Raw genomic sequence first — 18,314 nt, 5'->3', positions numbered from 1 at the left:
CTTCGAGAGGAAGGGCAGGCGCATAGAGCGCGCCTGCAACCGGTTGATCAGGCTTGGGTCAGGTACCGCTCGGCAACCTCGGACTGCTTGATCTGCGACAGCAAGCCTTGTCGGGCTGCCTGCAAGGCATCCCAGCGTGCGCCGTCCTGCAAGGGCGGGATGGTCACGGGCTCACGACGGTCGAAACCGACCAGCGCCGCATCCACCAGGTCACCTACTTCCATCACGTCCGTGAGGGTGTTGATGTCAATGCCCGCCCGGTCCCAGATCTCGGTACGCGTAGCGGCCGGTAGCACGGCTTGTACATAGACACCTTTGGCGCCCAACTCCAGGCTCATGCCCTGGGACAGGAACAGTACGAATGCTTTGGTCGCGCCATATACGGTCATGCCGAACTCCGGCGCCAGGCCCACCACCGAGCCAATGTTGATGATAGCGCCGTTGCCGGCTGCCGCCAGGCGTGGGGCAATGGCGCTGGCAAGCCGTACCAGCGCGGTGGTGTTGAGCGCGACCAATTGAGCGACGCTGTCGGTGGACTGTTCGATGAAGCTGCCGGACTGTGCGGCACCGGCATTGTTGACCAGCGTACCGATGCTGGAATCTTCGCGCAGACGTGCTTCGACCGCTGCCAGGTCAGCGATCTGGGTCAGGTCAGCGGGGAGGATATCAACCGTGATGGCGTGCTCTTCACGCAGACGTGCAGCGAGCGCTTCCAGGCGCTTGGTATCGCGGGCGACCAGAACCAGGTCGTGACCACGCTGGGCAAAACGTTCGGCGTAGGCGGCACCAATGCCGGTCGAGGCGCCAGTGATGAGAACGGTCTTGGAAGTGCTCATGGTGTGATGCTCAGTGAGTGCAGGGAGGTTTTATGATGTCGATCATAATCAAAGCTGTCAACGGTTTTGATTATGATCGACATCATAGTAAGATCCCTCTATCGCAGGGCAGCAGGAGCGCATAGAAATGAAGATCACCAAGACGCAATCACAGAACAATCGGGCGCATATCGTCGCGACGGCTTCCGCGCTGTTTCGTGAACGTGGTTTCGATGGGGTCGGTGTGGCCGAACTGATGGCTGCCGCTGGTTTTACCCAGGGCGGCTTCTACAAGCACTTCGGCTCCAAGGCGGATTTGATGGCAGAAGCGGCCGCCAATGGCCTGGCGCAGTCGCTCGCCAGCAGCGTGGAGATGGAGGCGGGGGAGTTTTTCGAGGTTTACCTGTCCCGGCAGCACCGCGATCATCGCGGCGGCGGGTGCACGTTGGCGGCGTTGTGTGCAGACGCTGCGCGTCAATCGGACACGCTTAAGGAGACTTTCGCCAACGGGCTGGAAAACACGCTGCAAGCCCTGGAGGCAAAGTACAACACGACGCAGGACGAGCCACAGCAAGACGTGCGCGCGAAAATGCTCAACAGGATGGCCCATGCCATTGGCGCAATCATGTTATCGCGGGCGTGCCCGGATGATTCCGCTTTGGCTGATGAAGTGCTTGAGGTTTGCCGCCGGGAGATTACGGCATCACTGCCGTAATCCCGTTCGGATCACTTCACGCCGTTTCGATGGCGGGTAGTTGCGCGGCCCCGGCCAACGCCGGCAGTACGCCGGCGCGCAGGTCATTACCGCTTGGCTGCTGATACAGGCTCAGCCCGAACTCCGGCAACACTGCCAGTAGATAATCGAAAATATCCCCCTGGATCCGCTCGTAATCCGCCCACGCGGTGGTGCGGGTAAAGCAGTAGATCTCCAGCGGCACGCCCTGGGCGGTGGTTTGCATCTGGCGCACCATGCAGGTCATGTTCGGCTGGATGTCCGGGTGGCTTTGCAGATACGCCAGGGCATAGGCGCGGAACGTGCCGAGGTTGGTCATGCGCCGGCGGTTGGCCGACAGTTGCGCGCTGTGGCCCTGGGCCTCGTTCCAGGCCTTGAGTTCGGCCTGTTTGCGACCGATGTAGCCGGTGAGCAGGTGCACCTGGGTCATGCGCACTTCTTCGTCATCGCGCAAAAAGCGCACGCCGCTGGCATCGATGTAAAGGCTGCGCTTGATGCGCCGCCCGCCGGAGGCCTGCATACCGCGCCAGTTTTTGAACGACTCGGACATCAAGCGCCAGGTCGGGATGGAAACGATGGTCTTGTCGAAATTCTGCACCTTGACCGTATGCAGGGTGATGTCCACCACATCGCCGTCGGCGCCGACCTGGGGCATTTCGATCCAGTCACCGACCCGCAGCATGTCGTTGCTGGTCAATTGCACACTGGCGACGAACGACAGCAGCGTGTCCTTGTACACCAACAGAATCACCGCCGACATCGCACCCAGGCCCGACAGCAGCAGCAGCGGCGAACGGTCGATCAGGGTGGCGACGATGATGATTGCGCCAAACACGAACAACACCATTTTTGCCAACTGCACATAACCCTTGATCGAGCGGGTGCGTGCGTGTTCGGTGCGTGCGTAGATATCCAGCAGCGCATTGAGCAGGGCACTCATGGCCAGCACCATAAACAGAATGGTGATCGCCAGAGCCACATTGCCGATAAACAGAATGGCGGTCTTGCTCAGGTCAGGTACCAGGTACAGGCCGAACTGGATCACCAGGGACGGCGTCATTTGCGCCAGCCGATGGAAGACTTTGTTATGTCGCAGATCGTTCAGCCAGTGCAGGGCCGGTTGCCGGCCAAGCAATTTGACTGCGTGCAGGATGAGGTAACGCGCTACCCGTCCAACCAGCAATGCCACCACCAGCAGCACCAGCAAGCCGAGGCTGGAATGCAGGACCGGGTGTTCATCGAGGGCGCCCCAAAGGTCTTGGACGTTGAGCCAGAGCTGTTTGATATCCATGAGTGAACCGATTCTTCTGTAAGACAACACGGGGCGATTAGAGCATTTAAGTGCAACAAAGTTGACGCTCTGGACAAAATCGCTCACAAAAAAGCAGCTGATTAGCCCTGTTCGCGTAAAGAAACTCGGTTTGGCCGCCCGAAACCGGTAACCTATGGCGCTGATATTTTGTATTTCTTCGAGGTAGCACCCGTGTTTTCCCAATTCGCCCTGCACGAACGCCTGCTCAAAGCCGTGGCCGAGCTTAAATTTGTCGAGCCTACGCCTGTGCAAGCAGCGGCCATCCCGCTCGCGCTCCAAGGGCGTGACCTGCGGGTGACGGCTCAAACCGGCAGCGGCAAGACCGCCGCTTTCGTCTTGCCGGTTCTGAATCGTCTGATTGGCCCGGCCAAGGTCCGCGTCAGCATCAAGACCCTGATCCTGCTGCCGACCCGTGAGCTGGCCCAGCAGACCCTCAAGGAAGTCGAGCGCTTCTCGCAGTTCACCTTCATCAAGTCCGGCATCATTACCGGCGGCGAAGACTTCAAGGTCCAGGCTGCCATGCTGCGCAAGGTGCCGGACATCCTGATCGGTACCCCGGGGCGCATGATCGAGCAACTCAATGCCGGCAACCTCGACCTCAAGGAAGTCGAAGTACTGGTGCTCGACGAAGCCGACCGTATGCTCGACATGGGCTTTGCCGATGACGTGCAGCGCTTGGTTGCTGAATGCGTCAATCGCCAGCAGACCATGTTGTTCTCCGCCACCACCGGCGGTTCAACCCTGCGCGACATGGTTGCCAAGGTGCTGAACAACCCTGAGCACTTGCAGGTCAACAACGTCAGTGACCTGAACGCAACCACGCGTCAGCAGATCGTGACCGCTGACCATAACGTGCACAAAGAACAGATCCTCAACTGGTTGCTGGCCAACGAGACCTACCAGAAGGCCATCGTGTTCACCAACACCCGTGCCGCCGCCGACCGTATCTACGGGCGTCTGGTCGCGCAGGAATACAAGGCGTTCGTGCTGCACGGCGAGAAAGACCAGAAGGACCGCAAGCTGGCCATCGACCGCCTCAAGGCTGGCGGCGTGAAGATCCTGGTAGCCACCGACGTCGCTGCGCGTGGCCTGGACGTTGATGGCCTGGATCTGGTGATCAACTTCGACATGCCCCGCAGCGGCGACGAATACGTGCACCGTATCGGCCGTACCGGGCGTGCCGGCAACGATGGCCTGGCCATCTCGCTGATCTGCCACGGCGACTGGAACCTGATGTCGAGCATTGAACGCTACCTCAAGCAGTCGTTCGAGCGCCGTACCATCAAGGAAGTCAAAGGCACTTACACCGGGCCGAAGAAGGTCAAGGCGTCGGGCAAGGCCGTTGGCGTGAAGAAGAAAAAGACTGACGCCAAGGGCGACAAAAAGAAAACCGGCGCCAAATCGCCGACCAAGCGCAAGATCGCCAACCGGCCGAAGACCGACAACCTGTCGCTCGTCAGCAAGGATGGCATGGCGCCGCTCAAGCGCCGCAAGCCAGAAGCACCGGCTGCCGAATAAGCAGCCAGGCAGAAAAAAACCGGACAATGTCCGGTTTTTTTTCGCCATCAGTTTTTGGCTTTGGAGGCGGCTTCTTTCAGTTCTTTGAGCCGGGCGTCGATCAGTTGGCATTTGTCGGGAAACTCGGCGCTTTCGGTGTCCAGGTCCATTTTCTGCAATTGGGCATTCATCTCCTTGGCCTTCTGCGGATTCTGCTCCGTTAGCTGGGTCACTTGCTTGGCCAGTTCTTCGCGTTTGGCCGTGGCCTCTTCAGGCGTGCAAGCCCAGGCGGGCAGGGCGCTTAACAATGTGGCGGCAATCGCCAGGTTCATCAGGGTTTTCATGGTCGGACGTCCTTGGCGGTATAGGCAGTTGAGGCGGCGAACGTCTGGAAAGTTCAGAGAAATGACGCCCGTCTATCCGGGTGAACGGCCAGTGCCCCCACGTGTCACTACCTATGACGGGCTAATTTTCCATCGGCCTGCAGGAGGAATCAGGATGACGACTTACAACTGGGATCTGATCGAACGTCTGCTGCATGAAGTGCAGAACGGCGAGGGCAGCTTCGCCCCGCGTAAATACGCCGAGCAGGAAGCCGCTGATAAGGCTGCGGCTGGCGAGGACACCGGGAACCTGGATGCGCTGAAAAAAACCGCTGCGGATTACGAGGCGTTGTTGTTCAAGCGCGGGTTTATTGAGTCGCGTCCCGAAGAGGAAGGCGGCAATGGTGAAAACTTCATCTTGACTGAGCGGGGTGCAAGTCTGCTGGCGTTGATCGACAGCTCGATTCCTGGCAATGAGCACCCCCGTCAAGTGATGGACGAGCAGGAGGACGCGCTGGAGGAGGCGACCTTCGATCAAGTCTCTTCCAAAGCTGCGATTGCCGGTGGCGCTATCTAACCCCTGAATCCAATGTGGGTGGGAGCCCTGCTCCCCTCCCTATTGATTTGCGCCGGCCTTGCGGCATTTAAGCGCTTTGAAATCGCCTCGTACGCCGTCGATTTTTTGCCTCAGCTTCTGACGCTGTTGCTCGGTGCTCTCAGCCATCAGGTCCACGATCAGACTGCGCGCCGCCGCTTCGGTCTGGGCATAGGCAGCGCGGTATTCAGGCGTCCATAGGCTCTCCCTGTCCACCAGCAAACGTTGCATTTTCTGCGGGAAGTCGGCGTCGTGGCGGTGTTCAACGGCCTCGATAAACTGCGCCTGCCAATGGGCGCGGTTGCCGATCCACGCCTGGTTCTGTTCGCCCAAAGCGTTGGACCACGCCGTTACGCGGTTTTGCTGGCTGGCGCTCAGCGGGCCGATCCAGGCATCCAGGCGCTTGCTCATGCGCTCGGCGCGTTCCTTGATCTGCTGGGCCAGCGGCGGTTTCAGGTATTCATCCTGGCGTTTGCGCAGGTCTTTGGCCAGGGCGTCGCTCATGTCCTTGACCTGTTGATCATCCAGACCCTGCAGCAACTGCACGGCGGACGGGGTGATCTCCCGCGCGATCTCGGCAATCGCCTGCTTGGCTTCCACGGTTCGGGTTTGCAGCGCGGCGTCAGTGATTTGCTGGCTGTCGACCATCTGCTGCAGGCGGTCGAGCCAGTCCAGGTAGCCCGGCAATTGCGTGGTGCAATGCCAGGCCAGGTGTTCCTTGAGGGTGTCGTTGAACCAGCTCTTCTGCCCGGCATTCATATCCAGGTAGTCGTTGAGGGTCCAGGGGATGATCACGTCGAGATTACGGTAGGCCAGGCCCACGCGATTGCAGCCGGCGAGCACCAGGCTCAGGGTCAGCAGTACCATCAGGGGTTTGAGCCGGCGCAACATGGGCGAGTCCTTGCACGGATGGGGTTAATGCATGTGAACCTGCGCGGGGTGCGACAGTTCAGCCCATCAATAAAACGGCCGGACGGCCTTCAAGGTCAACAGGCCGTCGCATTGCGAGTTGTGTCCGGAGTAGGCCGAGCACTCTCCGCCGCTGAGGCTGGAGTCGCTGTAGATCAGATCCAGGTCGATGCCTTTCCAGGCCCGGGAGAATTGCACCGACCAGTCGCTGAAACTGCTGATGGCGCCGTTTTCCACCGACACCGGTGTGCCCAATTGGTGGGTGGTGTATTTCATGCTGACGCCGATACCGAAGGGCTGGGTGCCGCCGAGGTCGGCGAACAGGGTGCTGTCCTGGCGGTCGGGGTCGTTGCTGAAGGACACGCCGAAGCGGTTGCCCAACAGGTTCAGGCCGCCGTAGAACTCCTGGCTGTCGAGGGGGCTGACCTTGGGGTAGCTGTAGTGAATCAAGCCCACTTCATAGCCCAGGGTCTGGTCGAAAGGGCGTTTGAAACCCAGGTAGGAGTCAACTTCGAGATTGTTGGCCGACGACAGGCCCATATTCGGTGAAAACTGGCCGAAATACAGGCCGCTGTCGTGGGTAAGGTCCAGGCCACCGTGGAATGAGTCACTGCCAGGGGAGGTGGGCTTGACCAGGCCCTGGGCCATGCTACGGCTGGGGGTAGTGCCCAATTTCAGGTCGAAGTCGCCCAGTTCACGCTGAAAAATCTGCGCTTCGGCCAAAGGGCTGGCGATCAGAATGCTGACCAGGAAAATACAGCGTTTAAGCATGCTTCACTCCATGAAAAGCGAGGAGCAGTAACGGATGGGTTCGAGCAGATGCCCGTGCTAGACGTGTGCAAGGATACCGGCGAATGCCAGGCATTGAGGCCCGTTCGTCGATTAGCTTGATATTGAAGGGTGTACGAGGGTGTTTCCAACTCTAGTCCTAGCGCCTTGAAGGCAAGACGCTTAGGGACCAGATGCAGTGCGCAGGTAGGACGATTACTTCTTGCCCAGGCTGATCTGCTTGGACGGGCCGAAAGTCTGGCCGCTCACGCCCTTGGCAATTTGCTGGATTTCGCCGCCGGACTTGAGGAAAGCAGCAATCTGGCTGTTGATCGATTCGCTGGTTTCAACGGCGGGAGCTGGCTTTGCTTTGCTGTTGGATGCTTTTACACGCATGGCGGCCACTAACCTGTAGAGAATTAACTTGGCCAGGCATCGTACAGGAAATACTTGACAATTGCTTGGCAAATATCCCCTGAGAATATAGGCCAGGCAGGGAAAGAGCCCAGGTTTAATGATGAAATAAGCCGCTAACTTACTGTTTTAGCTCGAAACCATGGGCGTGTGCGAGGTTGGCGGCCCGGAAAAATTCAACCGATTGATCAGACGAGCGGGGCGATGCCAGTAGAACGCTATGCCAGCCCGCGATTTTTCAGGCGCGCGCGCGTGCAGGGCCCAACTCGGGTAGAATGCCGCCCACGCAATGAGGGTATTGGAAATGGCTTTAGTCGGGCGCTACAACAGCTTGCAAGTGGTCAAGCACACTAACTTTGGTTTGTACCTCGATGGTGCGCAAGACGGCGAAATCCTCTTGCCTAATCGGTATATCCCTAAAGATATTCCCAGTGAAGATGAAGACTGGCTCAATGTTTTCATTTACTTGGACAGCGATGACAAACTTATCGCCACCACTGAAAAACCCAAAGTTCAAGTCGGCGAATTTGCCAGTTTGAAAGTTGTGGAAGTCAACAGTATCGGGGTGTTCCTCGACTGGGGCCTGCCAAAGGATCTGCTGCTGCCGTATTCGGAAGAAAAGCGCCAGCTGACGGCGGGTGAATATTGCGTGGTGCACGTCTATCTGGACAAACACACCAAGCGCATCACCGCCACCGCACGTCTTGACCGTTACCTGGACAAGACGCCAGCCAACTACCAGGTGGGCCAGGAAGTCGATCTGTTGGTGGCTGAAGCCACGGACATGGGCTTCAAGGCAATCATCAACAACAAGCACTGGGGCCTGATCCACAAGAACGAAGTGTTCAAGTTCCTGCGCCCGGGCAAGGAAGAAAAAGGCTTCATCAAGGAGATTCGCGCCGATGGCAACATCAGCCTGAGCCTGCAACCGGTCGGCCAGGAAGCGGCCTCCAGCCTCAACTCCAAGATCCTCGCCAAGTTGCGTGACAACAACGGCACCCTGCCGGTCAGCGACAAAAGCGATCCGGCGGTGATCAGCAACTTGTTCGGCGTCAGCAAAGGCAACTTTAAAAAGGCCATTGGTGCGCTCTACAAGCAAGGCCAGATCGTGATTCACGCCGACCGCATTGAACTAAGCTGATCGCGCCTGGCTCTTTGTAGGAGCGAGCTTGCTCGCGAAAATATTCCAGGCGCAGTGTGGCGTCGGATGTACGTTTTTCGCGAGCAAGCTCGCTCCTACAAAGGCTCGTGTCATGTCCAAGAGACCGCTCTTCGCCTACCTCGGCACCTTGCTCGCCTTCCTGGTCCTCGACGGCCTCTGGCTCGGCGTGCTGATGGGCCCCACCTACAAATCCCTGCTCGGCCCGCTGATGCTTGATCAGCCGCGCCTGTTGCCTGCGGTGTTGTTCTATCTGCTGTATGTCCTCGGTTGTGTGGTGTTCGTGGTCTTGCCCAGTGCCAGTTGGCAACGTGCTGCGCGGTTGGGCGCACTGCTGGGCCTGGTGGCCTATGGCACTTATGATTTGAGCAATTGGGCCACGCTTCAGGGCTGGTCCGCCGGGCTCGCGGTGATGGACATGGCGTGGGGCACCTGTTTAACCGCCCTGTGCTGCACCGTCGGCCACCTGTGTGCACGGCGTGTGCATCGGTAGTTGGCGGTTGATCAAGACCGAGCCTGCCACTAACAACCCGGCACCGGCGACGATCAACGCCGGGTGCAGACCACCACTGAGGTGACTGCTCATCGAGGCCAGTAGCGGCCCGCTCAGTTGGCCGATGGCAAAGCTGGCGGTCAGTAGCCCCGTGCTGCGTTGGTAGCCGTTGGGCGCAACCTCGCGCAGGCGCGCCATGACCAGTTGCATGCAGGCCAGGAAGGGCGCGCCGCACAACAACACGCCCAGCGCAAGGCCCCAACTGTTACCGAGCAGGCAGGCGAAGACCCCGGCCGCTTGCAGCCACAAGGTCACGATCAGCCATCGGCGCGTGGTGTCCGGGCTCTTGCGGCGCAGACTTGCCACCACCACACCTACAGCGGCAGCCAGGCCGAAGCAGGGCCAGAACAGATCGGCCTGCCAGGCTCCGTTGAACTGTGCGTTGGCCATCTGCGACAGAAAGGTCGCGGGGATGATGTAGCCCAGGCCGAACAGGAAATAGATCCAGCACAGATGCGCGATGCTGCCTTTGTTGCTTGCACGGGTTTCAGCAGGCGCCGTGAGGGTTGGCTTGGGTAAAAAGGGCAGGATCGCCAGCAGCATCACCAGGGCAACGATGCCGTAGACCAGCCACAGCATGGCGGAGCCTTGCCCCAGCAAGTTCGAGCCCAGCGCCAGCAGCCCCGTCAGCGCAATCCCAAGTCCCGGCCCGGCAAATACCAGCGCACCCAGACGCGGCCGGCCGGCGGCGATCGCCAGCGGCTGGCTCAGGCTGGTAATCATCACCAGAGCCCAGGCGCTGGCCACGCCGGTTCCGAAGCGCAACAGCAAGTGCGGCCAGAACCCATGGGCCCAGTATGACGCCAGCGTCAGCAGGACGCAGAGCCACAACCCGCCATAAAGACGGCCGCGTACATGATGATGGCTGCGAGCAAAGATCGAATCCACCGCGCCCACAAAGTAGCCCAAGTAATTGGCGGCCGCGATCAGCCCGGCATCCGCCAGATCGACCTGACCTTCGCTGAGCAGATGCGGCATTTGCGGGGTCAGGGCGAAGCGGCCAATGCCCATGGCCATCATCAGGGCGATAAAGCTGGCGAGTAAACGAATCTGCGGTGACATGCTTAGGTTTCCTACAGGAAAGCGAATGACTTGTAGGCTAAGGCGGATTGACTTTCTGTAAAATTGAATAATAGTGAGTAACTTGTTCAGTTTTGGAGAAAGGTATGGAGTTCAGTCAATTGCGGATTTTCCAGGCCGTGGCGGAAGAGGGCTCCATCACCCGCGCCGCTGAACGTTTACACCGCGTGCCATCGAACTTGTCGACCCGCCTCAAGCAGATGGAGGAGCAGCTGGGGGTCGAGCTGTTTGTGCGTGAGCGCCAGCGGTTGCAGCTTTCTCCTGCGGGTAAAGTGCTGCTGGACTACAGCACTCGGCTGCTGGCGCTGCATGACGAAGCTCACGGCGCCGTACAAGGCGGGCAACCGGCTGGTGATTTTGTGCTGGGCAGCATGTACAGCACCGCCGCGGTGCATTTGCCCAAGCTGCTGGCGCGCTATCACAGGACTTACCCCATGGTGAACCTGCAAGTGCAGTCGGCGCCCAGCGGGGAGCTGCTGGAAGGTTTGATTACCGGACGGCTGGACGCAGCGTTTGTGGACGGTCCGCTGACCATCGCGACCCTGGATGGCGTACCGCTGTGCGAAGAGCGCCTGGTATTGATTTGCGAAGCCGATCACCCACCGGTGCGCGGTCCCCAGGACGTTGCCGGGCGATCTGTGTTCACCTTCCGACGCAGCTGCGCCTATCGCACGCGCCTGGAAACCTGGTTTTCCCACGAGCATGTGGCCATGGGGCGGGCTATCGAGATCGAGTCCTATCAAGGGATGCTCGCGTGTGTGATCGCCGGTTCGGGGGTGGCGTTGATGTCGCAATCGATGCTCGACAGCCTGCCAGGCAAGGACAGCGTGTCCGTTCATCCGCTGACCGGGCCTTTTGCCACTGCGACCACCTGGCTGATGTGGCGAAAGGGTATGCTCGGCGCTAACCTCAATGCATGGATCGACCTGCAGCACGAAGGCAGCCCGGCAAGCCTGGCAGATACGCGCGCCATCGCTTGAGCGATCCGTCAGGATTTGGATCAATCCAGTAATAGTTAGTTGTGGTTTCGTTCAAGCATTACCTAGGACTTAGGGCTACTATCTCTGTAGGAAACGGCGACAAAACTCACGCCGACCAGCACTACCCTCAAAGGGGGCAACCATGAAAGAGAAAATCCAGAACTGGCTCCACGATCTTGGCGTTGCGCTGGGCTTGATCGAGCCCCCGCTGCAACCGGTGCCGATCCGCACGGATGATGAGCAGCGCCGGCCCCGTCGCCGCTGAGTATCAGGCCCAAACAATATGGGAAATGTGGGAGCGGACTTGCTCGCGAATACGGTGCATCAGCCAGTAAATGGTTGAATGACACACCGCATTCGCGAGCAAGTCCGCTCCCACAATTATTTTGTGCAGGGCAAAAAAAACGGGTGCGAACACCGACGCCGCACCCGCTGAAGAAATTATCCTAATCGCTCAAGCCGCCCGAGCCGCCACGGTATCCGGTTTGCGCGACAACACACTCACCAGCACAAAACTCACCAGGGCTACCGCCAGGCTGCAGTAAATCGGTGTGTTTGCATCCAACCCATCCTTGAACATAAACACCAGCGCGGTTACGAAACCCAGCGCCATGGACGTGATCGCGCCCGAGGTGGTGGCTCGCTTCCAGAATATCGCGCCAATCAGAGGTACCAACATACCGCCCACCAACAGGTTATAGGCCAGGGTCAGCGCGCTGATCACGTCATTCACCACCAGTGCGATGCCCAATACGGCAACACCGGTCATCAGGGTGAACACGCGGTTGATGCCCAGGCTCGATTGCTTGCCACCGCGCAGCCGTGGCAGCAGGTCTTCGGTCAACACGGTGGACGCAGCGAGCAGGCCGGCGCTGGCGGTGGACATCATCGCCGCCAGGGCAGCCGCAATCACCAGGCCACGAATACCGTCCGGTAACGAGGCTTTGACGATGGCGGCAAAGGCATTGTTGACGTTATCCAGGTCCGGGATCAGCACGTGAGCCGCCATGCCAATCAGGGCGCAGGCCAGGCCGTAGAGAATGCAGTAGAAACCGGCGAAAGTGCCCGCGTACTGGGCGACCTTTTCATCACGGGCGGTGAATACTCGCTGCCAGATATCCTGGCCGATCAGGATGCCGAAGAAGTAGATCATGAAGTAAGTGATGATCGTGTCCCAACCGATCGCGGTAAAGCTGAAGTTCGACGCCGGCAGCTTGGCCACCAGTTCATCCCAGCCGCCGACGCGGTACAGGCAGATCGGCAGCAGGATGAACATCAGGCCGACGGTCTTGATCACAAATTGCACGATATCGGTCAGGGTCAGCGACCACATGCCACCGATGGTTGAATACACCACCACCACACCGCCGCCTACCAGCACCGACATCCAGAACGGCAAGTCGAACAGCACTTGCAATACGGTGCCGATGGCCAGGATCGAGGTCACGCCGATCATCAGTGCATAGGCCAGCATGATCACAGCGCTGGCCTGGCGCGCCATGGGGTTGTAGCGTTTTTCCAGGACCTGGGTCACGGTGAAGATTTTCAGCTTCAGCAGCGGCTTGGCCAGGAACAGGTTCAGCGCAATGATCCCGGCGCCCAGCGCGGCGCACAGCCAGAAACCTGAAATGCCGTGCACATAACCCAAGCGCACGGTGCCGACGGTGGAGGCGCCGCCCAATACCGTGGCGGCCATGGTGCCCATGTACAGCGATGGGCCGAGGTTACGGCCCGCCACCAGATAGTCTTCGTGGGTTTTGGCGCGGCGCATACCGTAGTAGCCAAGCACGAGCATACCGGCGGCGTAGATGAGTACGACGAATAAATCCAAAGCCATGACGGTGATTCTCCGATTATCTTTTTTATGGGCGATCAAGTGGCAGCCGGCTCGGTCAACACGCGAGCGAAGGTCAGGTATATCGTTGGACGGGGATCTGCGCGATCCCCTTGATTGTTATCGTGAAGGCATCAGCGATGCGCGACGCCAGGCAATACGCAGAGCATCTCGTACAGCAAGTTGGCGCCCAGCAGCGAGGTGTTGCCGGTGGTGTCATAGGGCGGCGAAACTTCCACCAGATCACAACCAATCAGGTCCAGGCCCTGGCAGCCACGGATGATCTCGATCGCCTGGATGGTGGTCAGCCCGCCGATTTCCGGGGTGCCGGTGCCGGGTGCCCAGGCGGGATCGATGCCGTCGATATCGAAGCTGAGGTACACCGGGCCGCCGCCGACTTTCTCCCGCACTTGGGCCATCAACGGGGCCAGGGAGTGGTGCCAGCATTCTTCGGCCTGGACCACGCGAAAGCCTTGCTTGCGGCTCCAGTTGAAGTCTTCGGCGGTGTAGCCCTGGGCACGCAGGCCGATCTGCACCACGCGGTCGCAATCGAGCAACCCTTCTTCCACGGCGCGGCGGAAGGTGGTGCCGTGGGCGATTTTTTCGCCGAACATATGGTCGTTGACGTCGGCATGGGCATCGATGTGCACCAGCCCGACCTTGCCGTGTTTCTTGTGGATCGCCCGCAGGATCGGCAGGGTGATGGTGTGGTCGCCGCCCAGGGTCAGGGGGATCACGTCGTGCTCAAGAATTTCATCGTAGGCCTCTTCGATGATGCGCACGGCGTCGAGCAGGTTGAAGGTGTTGATCGCCACGTCGCCGATGTCGGCCACTGACAGTGAGTCGAACGGTGCCGCGCCGGTGGCCATGTTGTAGGGGCGGATCATCACCGACTCGGCGCGGATTTCCCGAGGCCCGAAGCGTGTGCCGGCGCGCAGCGAGGTGCCGATATCCAGGGGAACGCCGATAAAGGCAGCGTCCAGACCCTTGGCCGTTTGCAGGTGGGGAAGACGCATCATGGTGGCGATGCCGGCGAAGCGCGGCATTTCGTTGCCGCCCAGTGGTTGGTGGAAAATCTTGTCCACGGGATTGCCTCATCGTTGTTTTGTTTATTGATGGCCGATTCTGCGAAAAGCCTGGGGCAGGAAGAATCGGCAGGGGCAAATACTTAGTTCAGATTTTTCTAAACTAATGCAGGGAGGTAGACTGCATGCATCCCTGTCCGGAACCGACCATGGCCAACGCCTTGCCCGACCTGAAACTCCTGCGCATCTTCGTCAGCGTCGTGCGCCACCAGGGGTTCGCCAATGCCCAGCACGAACTCAACCTGTCGACGTCGGCCATCAGCACGTATATGAGCCAACTCGAATCCGCGCTGGGCCTGGTGCTGTGCCATCGAGGACGTGGCGGTTTCAGCCTGACCAGCAAAGGCGAGCTGTTTCATCAGGAAACCCTGCGCCTGTTGGGCGAGCTCGAGGGCTTCGAGCAATACGCCGCCGCGCTCAAAGGCGAGTTGCGCGGCACGCTCAAGCTGGGCGTGCTTGATTCCACCGTCAGCGACAAGGCCCTGCCATTCGCCGAAGTGATTGGCGCCTACAGCCTGGAACATCCGGCGGTTCACCTGAATCTGTCGGTGATGAGCCCCTACGAACTGCAACTGGGCGTACAGGACAACCGCCTGGACCTGGCAATCGGTGCGTTCTCCAACCGTATGAGCGGGCTGATCTATATGCCGCTGTACCGCGAACAGCACTGGCTGTATTGCAGCAACCGGCACCCGCTGTTCAGCGAGCGGCGTATTCCCGAACAGGTCATCACTCAGCAACGTATGGTCGGCCGCGGCTACTGGAGCCAGGCCGAACTGGCGCGCCACGGCTTCAAACACAGCGCCGCGACCGTGGAAAGTATGGAAGCGCAGTTGATCCTGGTATTGTCCGGCGCCTACATCGGTTACCTGCCCGAACACTACGCCCAGGCCTGGGCCGACAAGGGTGACCTGCGCGTGTTACTGCCGGCGACCTTCGGCTACCAGGCGCCGTTCTCGATGATCATGCGCCGTGGTCGTAGCCGTGAACCGCTGATCCAGACCTTCCGCGACTTGCTCAAGACCCAGCTTAACCAGGCCTGAAAAAACCATGTCCAGACCCCAATGCCCGCAATGCTTGCGGCCGACCACTCATTGCCTCTGTGCACTGATCCCGACCCTCGACAGCCGCACTCGCGTGTTGCTGTTGCAGCACCCGAGCGAGGTCGGCCATGCGCTCAATACCGCGAGGTTGGCGGCGTTGGGCTTGAATAATGCGCAGTTGGTGGTGGGGGAGGTGTTTGATGATCTGGCGACGTTATTAAACCCGCCTGGTTATCGGGCGCGGCTGTTGTTTCCGGCGGATGACGCCGAGCCGCTGCACGCTTATACACCTGACGATCAGCCATTGTTATTGGTGGTTCCCGATGGCACCTGGCGCAAGGCGCGCAAGCTGTTGCACCTCAATCCTTTGCTGGCGGCGTTGCCCCGGGTGACATTGGCCCTAGGCGGCGTTTCCCGCTATCGCTTGCGCAAGGCGCCGGGGCCTGGTGCCTTGTCGACGGTTGAAGCAATCACGCAAGCGTTGCAGGTATTGGAAGCTCCACTATCGTTCGAGCCGCTGCTCAAACCCTTTGAAGCGCTGATCGAAGGGCAGATTACTGCGATGGGGGATGAGGTATTCCAGAGAAATCATGGTGAAGGGCAGAAGGATTAGCAGGTTTGACGAGGCGCGCCCATCGGGAGCAAGCCCCCTCCCACAGTCGATCGCGTTCCTGCATAAAAATGTGGTCCGATGTGGGAGGGGGCTTGCCCCCGATGGAGCCCTCACAGTCAACACTTTAATGGCTTATGCCTTTAAGCCATAAGCACCGCACTTTGCGTGATATGGCCCGCCGGCCTTTCCCGGTATGATGTCCGCCCCCGCAGTCTGGATTGCGAATACGCCATGACCTTGCAGTACCCCACAATCGCCGATTGCGTCGGCAACACGCCCCTGGTCCGCTTGCAACGCATGGCGGGTGAAACCAGCAATACCCTGTTGCTCAAACTCGAAGGCAACAACCCGGCCGGCTCCGTCAAGGACCGCCCGGCGCTGTCGATGATCGCCCGCGCCGAGTTGCGCGGGCAGATCAAGCCAGGCGACACCCTGATTGAAGCCACCTCCGGTAACACCGGGATCGCCCTGGCCATGGCCGCCGCGATCAAAGGATACAAGATGGTGCTGATCATGCCCGACAACGGCAGTGCCGAGCGCAAGGCGGCGATGACCGCTTACGGTGCCCAGCTGATCCTGGTCACCCAGGAAGAAGGCATGGAAGGCGCCCGTGACCTCGCCGAGCGTATGGCCGCCGAAGGCCGTGGCGTGGTGCTGGACCAGTTCGCCAACGGTGACAATCCCGAGGCGCACTACACCAGCACCGGCCCGGAAATCTGGCGCCAGACCCAGGGCACCATTACCCATTTCGTCAGTTCCATGGGCACCACCGGCACCATCATGGGCAACTCGCGCTACCTGAAGGAGCAGAACCCTGCGATCCAGATCGTCGGTCTGCAACCGATGGAAGGCGCGGCCATCCCCGGTATCCGTCGCTGGCCCGAAGAGTACTTGCCGAAGATCTACAACGCGACGCGAGTAGACCGCATCATCGACATGGCCCAGCGCGAAGCCGAAGACACTACGCGCCGTCTGGCCCGTGAAGAAGGCATCTTCTGCGGCGTGTCCTCCGGCGGCGCTGTGGCCGGTATGTTGCGCTTGTCCAAAGAAGTGGAAAACGCGGTGATCGTCGCGATCATCTGTGACCGAGGCGACCGCTACCTGTCGACCGGCATCTTCGACGAACCCAACTGATGGCCAAGCACGAGAGAGGCCTGCGCTTCCAGCCGACAGGCGGCAGCCGGGCCCCGCAGATCCCGGTGGGCAAGAAACAGCGCCTGACCATCGAGCGCCTGGCCAATGATGGCCGTGGCATTGTGTTCTTTGAAGGCCGCACCTGGTTTGTGAATGGCGCGCTGGCCGGCGAAGAAGTCGAAGCGCGGGTGTTGGGCGCCCACGGCAAAGTGGTTGAGGCCCGCACCGAGCGGGTGTTCAAGGCCAGTGAGCTACGGCGCCCGGCACCCTGCGCCCACGTTGGCCGCTGCGGCGGTTGCAGCGTGCAGCATCTGCCCCATGACCAGCAACTTGCCCTGAAACAGCGCATGCTCGCCGAGCAGTTGTCGCGGGTGGCAGGTGTCGAACCGCAAGAGTGGGCGCCGCCGTTGAGCGGGCCGGAGTTCGGTTACCGGCGTCGCGCCCGTGTGGCCGTACGTTGGGACGCCAAGGCGAAGAAACTCGAAGTGGGTTTTCGCGCCGTGGCCAGTCAGGACATCGTCGCTATCGACGATTGCCCGGTGCTGGTACAAGCCTTGCAACCGATCATGCAGCGCTTGCCGAATATGCTGCGTCGCCTGAGCAAACCGCAGGCGCTGGGGCATGTGGAGCTGTTCAGTGGTTCGTCCATCGCCGTTTTGCTGCGGCATATGGCACCGCTGTCCGAAGCAGACCTGCTGATCCTTAAAGAATTCTGTACCTTCCATGAGGCCCAATTGTGGCTGCATGGCGAGGGCCAGCCGGAACCTGCCGAGCCCGACCAGGCCCTGGGGTTTCGCCTGGATGCGTGGAATCTGGAACTGGCTTACCGGCCGGGAGATTTTGTGCAGGTCAACGCCGGGGTCAATCAGGCGATGGTTGCCCAGGCATTGGAGTGGCTGGCGCCACAAGCCGACGAACGGGTGCTGGACCTGTTTTGCGGCCTTGGCAACTTCGCCTTGCCGCTGGCGCGCCAGGTGCGCGAAGTGGTGGCGGTAGAGGGTGTGCAGACCATGGTGGACCGTGCGGCACTCAATGCCGCGAGCAACCATTTGCCTAACGTGCAGTTCTTTCAGGCCGACCTGTCTCAGCCTTTGACTGACGCGCCATGGGCCAAACAGGGCTTTTCTGCGGTACTCTTGGACCCACCCCGCGATGGTGCCCAAGAGGTTGTGCGCAAGCTCGCCACCCTTGGAGCCAAGCGCCTGGTGTATGTGTCCTGTAACCCAGCTACGCTGGCGCGGGACACGGTTGAGTTGGTCAAGCAAGGCTACCGGCTAAAGCGTGCCGGGATTCTCGACATGTTTCCGCAGACTGCGCATGTCGAGGCCATGGCGTTATTTGAAGCGGGCTAGGATGCCCGTTTAATCCGACTGGCCTGCGTTCTCCAAGGCCTTGGTACTGCTACGGAGCTCGCAGTAAAAGTCGGCGATGATTTTGGCGCATCAAAGGTGCGTCGTAGGGAAGGTA

20 protein-coding genes are annotated in these 18,314 nt (G+C 60.0%); 11 read left to right on the top strand and 9 right to left on the bottom strand.

Annotation, left to right across the window (positions count from 1 at the left end; translation table 11 throughout):
- Window positions 1-47 precede the first annotated feature (47 nt).
- Complete coding sequence (locus FW800_RS06560) at window positions 48-836, bottom strand: SDR family NAD(P)-dependent oxidoreductase (RefSeq protein WP_103733654.1); 789 nt, start codon at window positions 834-836, stop codon at window positions 48-50.
- Window positions 837-963: 127 nt separating this feature from the next.
- Here FW800_RS06560 and FW800_RS06555 point away from each other — a divergent pair, with 127 nt between their 5' ends.
- The gene (locus tag FW800_RS06555; RefSeq protein WP_148852760.1) at window positions 964-1,530 is read left to right on the top strand and encodes a TetR/AcrR family transcriptional regulator; all 567 of its coding nucleotides are present in this window, start codon (window positions 964-966) and stop codon (window positions 1,528-1,530) included.
- A 16-nt stretch (window positions 1,531-1,546) separates the two neighbouring features.
- On the opposite strand, the gene FW800_RS06550 is transcribed toward FW800_RS06555, so the two are convergent.
- Window positions 1,547-2,839 (bottom strand): mechanosensitive ion channel family protein, encoded by a 1,293-nt coding sequence (locus FW800_RS06550; protein WP_103733655.1) that lies wholly within the window; start codon window positions 2,837-2,839, stop codon window positions 1,547-1,549.
- 192 nt (window positions 2,840-3,031) lie between these two features.
- Here FW800_RS06550 and FW800_RS06545 point away from each other — a divergent pair, with 192 nt between their 5' ends.
- On the top strand, window positions 3,032-4,378 hold the full coding sequence (locus tag FW800_RS06545) for a DEAD/DEAH box helicase (RefSeq protein ID WP_005790219.1): 1,347 nt from the start codon (window positions 3,032-3,034) through the stop codon (window positions 4,376-4,378).
- A gap of 47 nt (window positions 4,379-4,425) precedes the next feature.
- Here FW800_RS06545 and FW800_RS06540 read toward each other — a convergent pair whose 3' ends face one another.
- Window positions 4,426-4,701 (bottom strand): hypothetical protein, encoded by a 276-nt coding sequence (locus tag FW800_RS06540; RefSeq protein WP_032879994.1) that lies wholly within the window; start codon window positions 4,699-4,701, stop codon window positions 4,426-4,428.
- A gap of 154 nt (window positions 4,702-4,855) precedes the next feature.
- On the opposite strand from FW800_RS06540, the gene FW800_RS06535 reads away from it, so the two are divergent.
- The gene (locus FW800_RS06535; RefSeq protein ID WP_446437241.1) at window positions 4,856-5,257 is read left to right on the top strand and encodes a transcriptional regulator; all 402 of its coding nucleotides are present in this window, start codon (window positions 4,856-4,858) and stop codon (window positions 5,255-5,257) included.
- Between the two features lie 39 nt (window positions 5,258-5,296).
- Here the strand turns inward: FW800_RS06535 and FW800_RS06530 are convergent, their stop codons facing one another.
- The 3 genes from FW800_RS06530 to FW800_RS06520 form a co-directional block, all read right to left on the bottom strand.
- Window positions 5,297-6,166, bottom strand: coding sequence for a DUF6279 family lipoprotein (locus FW800_RS06530; RefSeq protein WP_446437240.1), 870 nt, complete (start codon window positions 6,164-6,166; stop codon window positions 5,297-5,299).
- A 66-nt stretch (window positions 6,167-6,232) separates the two neighbouring features.
- The gene (locus FW800_RS06525) at window positions 6,233-6,955 is read right to left on the bottom strand and encodes a TorF family putative porin (RefSeq protein WP_248128978.1); all 723 of its coding nucleotides are present in this window, start codon (window positions 6,953-6,955) and stop codon (window positions 6,233-6,235) included.
- Between the two features lie 213 nt (window positions 6,956-7,168).
- A complete protein-coding gene (locus FW800_RS06520; protein ID WP_003193095.1) occupies window positions 7,169-7,348 on the bottom strand; it encodes a hypothetical protein in 180 nt (59 codons plus the stop codon).
- A 322-nt stretch (window positions 7,349-7,670) separates the two neighbouring features.
- Between FW800_RS06520 and FW800_RS06515 the strand changes: the two genes are divergently transcribed.
- Window positions 7,671-8,507 carry a CvfB family protein gene (locus tag FW800_RS06515; RefSeq protein WP_019820451.1) on the top strand — a complete coding sequence of 279 codons (837 nt, stop codon included), beginning with the start codon at window positions 7,671-7,673 and terminating at the stop codon, window positions 8,505-8,507.
- A 112-nt stretch (window positions 8,508-8,619) separates the two neighbouring features.
- A complete protein-coding gene (locus FW800_RS06510; protein ID WP_032879998.1) occupies window positions 8,620-9,018 on the top strand; it encodes a DUF2177 family protein in 399 nt (132 codons plus the stop codon).
- Here the strand turns inward: FW800_RS06510 and FW800_RS06505 are convergent.
- Window positions 8,962-10,140, bottom strand: a complete 1,179-nt coding sequence (locus tag FW800_RS06505) for an MFS transporter (RefSeq protein WP_446437239.1) — start codon at window positions 10,138-10,140, stop codon at window positions 8,962-8,964. The two genes, FW800_RS06510 and FW800_RS06505, sit on opposite strands and share 57 nt — an antisense overlap.
- 104 nt (window positions 10,141-10,244) lie before the next feature.
- Here FW800_RS06505 and ptrR point away from each other — a divergent pair, with 104 nt between their 5' ends.
- Together ptrR and FW800_RS06495 are read left to right on the top strand one after the other, a co-directional pair.
- Entirely contained in the window at window positions 10,245-11,138 is an 894-nt protein-coding gene (gene ptrR, locus FW800_RS06500; protein WP_103733660.1) for a putrescine utilization regulator PtrR, read from the top strand.
- A 142-nt stretch (window positions 11,139-11,280) separates the two neighbouring features.
- A complete protein-coding gene (locus tag FW800_RS06495; RefSeq protein WP_003193089.1) occupies window positions 11,281-11,403 on the top strand; it encodes a PA1414 family protein in 123 nt (40 codons plus the stop codon).
- A gap of 189 nt (window positions 11,404-11,592) precedes the next feature.
- Here FW800_RS06495 and FW800_RS06490 read toward each other — a convergent pair whose 3' ends face one another.
- Together FW800_RS06490 and speB are read right to left on the bottom strand one after the other, a co-directional pair.
- Window positions 11,593-12,975, bottom strand: a complete 1,383-nt coding sequence (locus tag FW800_RS06490) for a sodium:solute symporter (RefSeq protein WP_032880003.1) — start codon at window positions 12,973-12,975, stop codon at window positions 11,593-11,595.
- A gap of 131 nt (window positions 12,976-13,106) precedes the next feature.
- Window positions 13,107-14,057, bottom strand: a complete 951-nt coding sequence (gene speB, locus FW800_RS06485; protein WP_032880005.1) for an agmatinase — start codon at window positions 14,055-14,057, stop codon at window positions 13,107-13,109.
- Window positions 14,058-14,206: 149 nt separating this feature from the next.
- On the opposite strand from speB, the gene FW800_RS06480 reads away from it, so the two are divergent.
- From FW800_RS06480 to rlmD, 4 genes are all read left to right on the top strand, one after another.
- On the top strand, window positions 14,207-15,100 hold the full coding sequence (locus FW800_RS06480) for a LysR family transcriptional regulator (protein ID WP_005790200.1): 894 nt from the start codon (window positions 14,207-14,209) through the stop codon (window positions 15,098-15,100).
- A 7-nt stretch (window positions 15,101-15,107) separates the two neighbouring features.
- Complete coding sequence (locus tag FW800_RS06475; protein WP_446437238.1) at window positions 15,108-15,713, top strand: tRNA-uridine aminocarboxypropyltransferase; 606 nt, start codon at window positions 15,108-15,110, stop codon at window positions 15,711-15,713.
- A 231-nt stretch (window positions 15,714-15,944) separates the two neighbouring features.
- The gene (cysM, locus tag FW800_RS06470) at window positions 15,945-16,847 is read left to right on the top strand and encodes a cysteine synthase CysM (RefSeq protein ID WP_003193080.1); all 903 of its coding nucleotides are present in this window, start codon (window positions 15,945-15,947) and stop codon (window positions 16,845-16,847) included.
- Complete coding sequence (gene rlmD, locus FW800_RS06465; protein WP_078821996.1) at window positions 16,847-18,199, top strand: 23S rRNA (uracil(1939)-C(5))-methyltransferase RlmD; 1,353 nt, start codon at window positions 16,847-16,849, stop codon at window positions 18,197-18,199. The genes cysM and rlmD overlap by 1 nt, the downstream gene beginning before the upstream one ends.
- The last annotated feature ends 115 nt before the right edge of the window (window positions 18,200-18,314 follow it).

The organism is Pseudomonas sp. 910_23 (genome assembly GCF_052850795.1).
This window is presented reverse-complemented; position numbering and strand designations above follow the sequence as displayed.

What these genes read in the sequence shown, in the direction of transcription:
- FW800_RS06560 (WP_103733654.1), bottom strand. Translation starts at nt 836, where the DNA reads ATGAGCACTTCCAAGACCGTTCTCATCACTGGCGCCTCGACCGGCATT.
- FW800_RS06555 (WP_148852760.1), top strand. Translation starts at nt 964, where the DNA reads ATGAAGATCACCAAGACGCAATCACAGAACAATCGGGCGCATATCGTC.
- FW800_RS06550 (WP_103733655.1), bottom strand. Translation starts at nt 2,839, where the DNA reads ATGGATATCAAACAGCTCTGGCTCAACGTCCAAGACCTTTGGGGCGCC.
- FW800_RS06540 (WP_032879994.1), bottom strand. Translation starts at nt 4,701, where the DNA reads ATGAAAACCCTGATGAACCTGGCGATTGCCGCCACATTGTTAAGCGCC.
- FW800_RS06535 (WP_446437241.1), top strand. Translation starts at nt 4,856, where the DNA reads ATGACGACTTACAACTGGGATCTGATCGAACGTCTGCTGCATGAAGTG.
- FW800_RS06530 (WP_446437240.1), bottom strand. Translation starts at nt 6,166, where the DNA reads ATGTTGCGCCGGCTCAAACCCCTGATGGTACTGCTGACCCTGAGCCTG.
- FW800_RS06525 (WP_248128978.1), bottom strand. Translation starts at nt 6,955, where the DNA reads ATGCTTAAACGCTGTATTTTCCTGGTCAGCATTCTGATCGCCAGCCCT.
- FW800_RS06520 (WP_003193095.1), bottom strand. Translation starts at nt 7,348, where the DNA reads ATGCGTGTAAAAGCATCCAACAGCAAAGCAAAGCCAGCTCCCGCCGTT.
- FW800_RS06515 (WP_019820451.1), top strand. Translation starts at nt 7,671, where the DNA reads ATGGCTTTAGTCGGGCGCTACAACAGCTTGCAAGTGGTCAAGCACACT.
- FW800_RS06510 (WP_032879998.1), top strand. Translation starts at nt 8,620, where the DNA reads ATGTCCAAGAGACCGCTCTTCGCCTACCTCGGCACCTTGCTCGCCTTC.
- FW800_RS06505 (WP_446437239.1), bottom strand. Translation starts at nt 10,140, where the DNA reads ATGTCACCGCAGATTCGTTTACTCGCCAGCTTTATCGCCCTGATGATG.
- ptrR (WP_103733660.1), top strand. Translation starts at nt 10,245, where the DNA reads ATGGAGTTCAGTCAATTGCGGATTTTCCAGGCCGTGGCGGAAGAGGGC.
- FW800_RS06495 (WP_003193089.1), top strand. Translation starts at nt 11,281, where the DNA reads ATGAAAGAGAAAATCCAGAACTGGCTCCACGATCTTGGCGTTGCGCTG.
- FW800_RS06490 (WP_032880003.1), bottom strand. Translation starts at nt 12,975, where the DNA reads ATGGCTTTGGATTTATTCGTCGTACTCATCTACGCCGCCGGTATGCTC.
- FW800_RS06480 (WP_005790200.1), top strand. Translation starts at nt 14,207, where the DNA reads ATGGCCAACGCCTTGCCCGACCTGAAACTCCTGCGCATCTTCGTCAGC.
- FW800_RS06475 (WP_446437238.1), top strand. Translation starts at nt 15,108, where the DNA reads ATGTCCAGACCCCAATGCCCGCAATGCTTGCGGCCGACCACTCATTGC.
- cysM (WP_003193080.1), top strand. Translation starts at nt 15,945, where the DNA reads ATGACCTTGCAGTACCCCACAATCGCCGATTGCGTCGGCAACACGCCC.
- rlmD (WP_078821996.1), top strand. Translation starts at nt 16,847, where the DNA reads ATGGCCAAGCACGAGAGAGGCCTGCGCTTCCAGCCGACAGGCGGCAGC.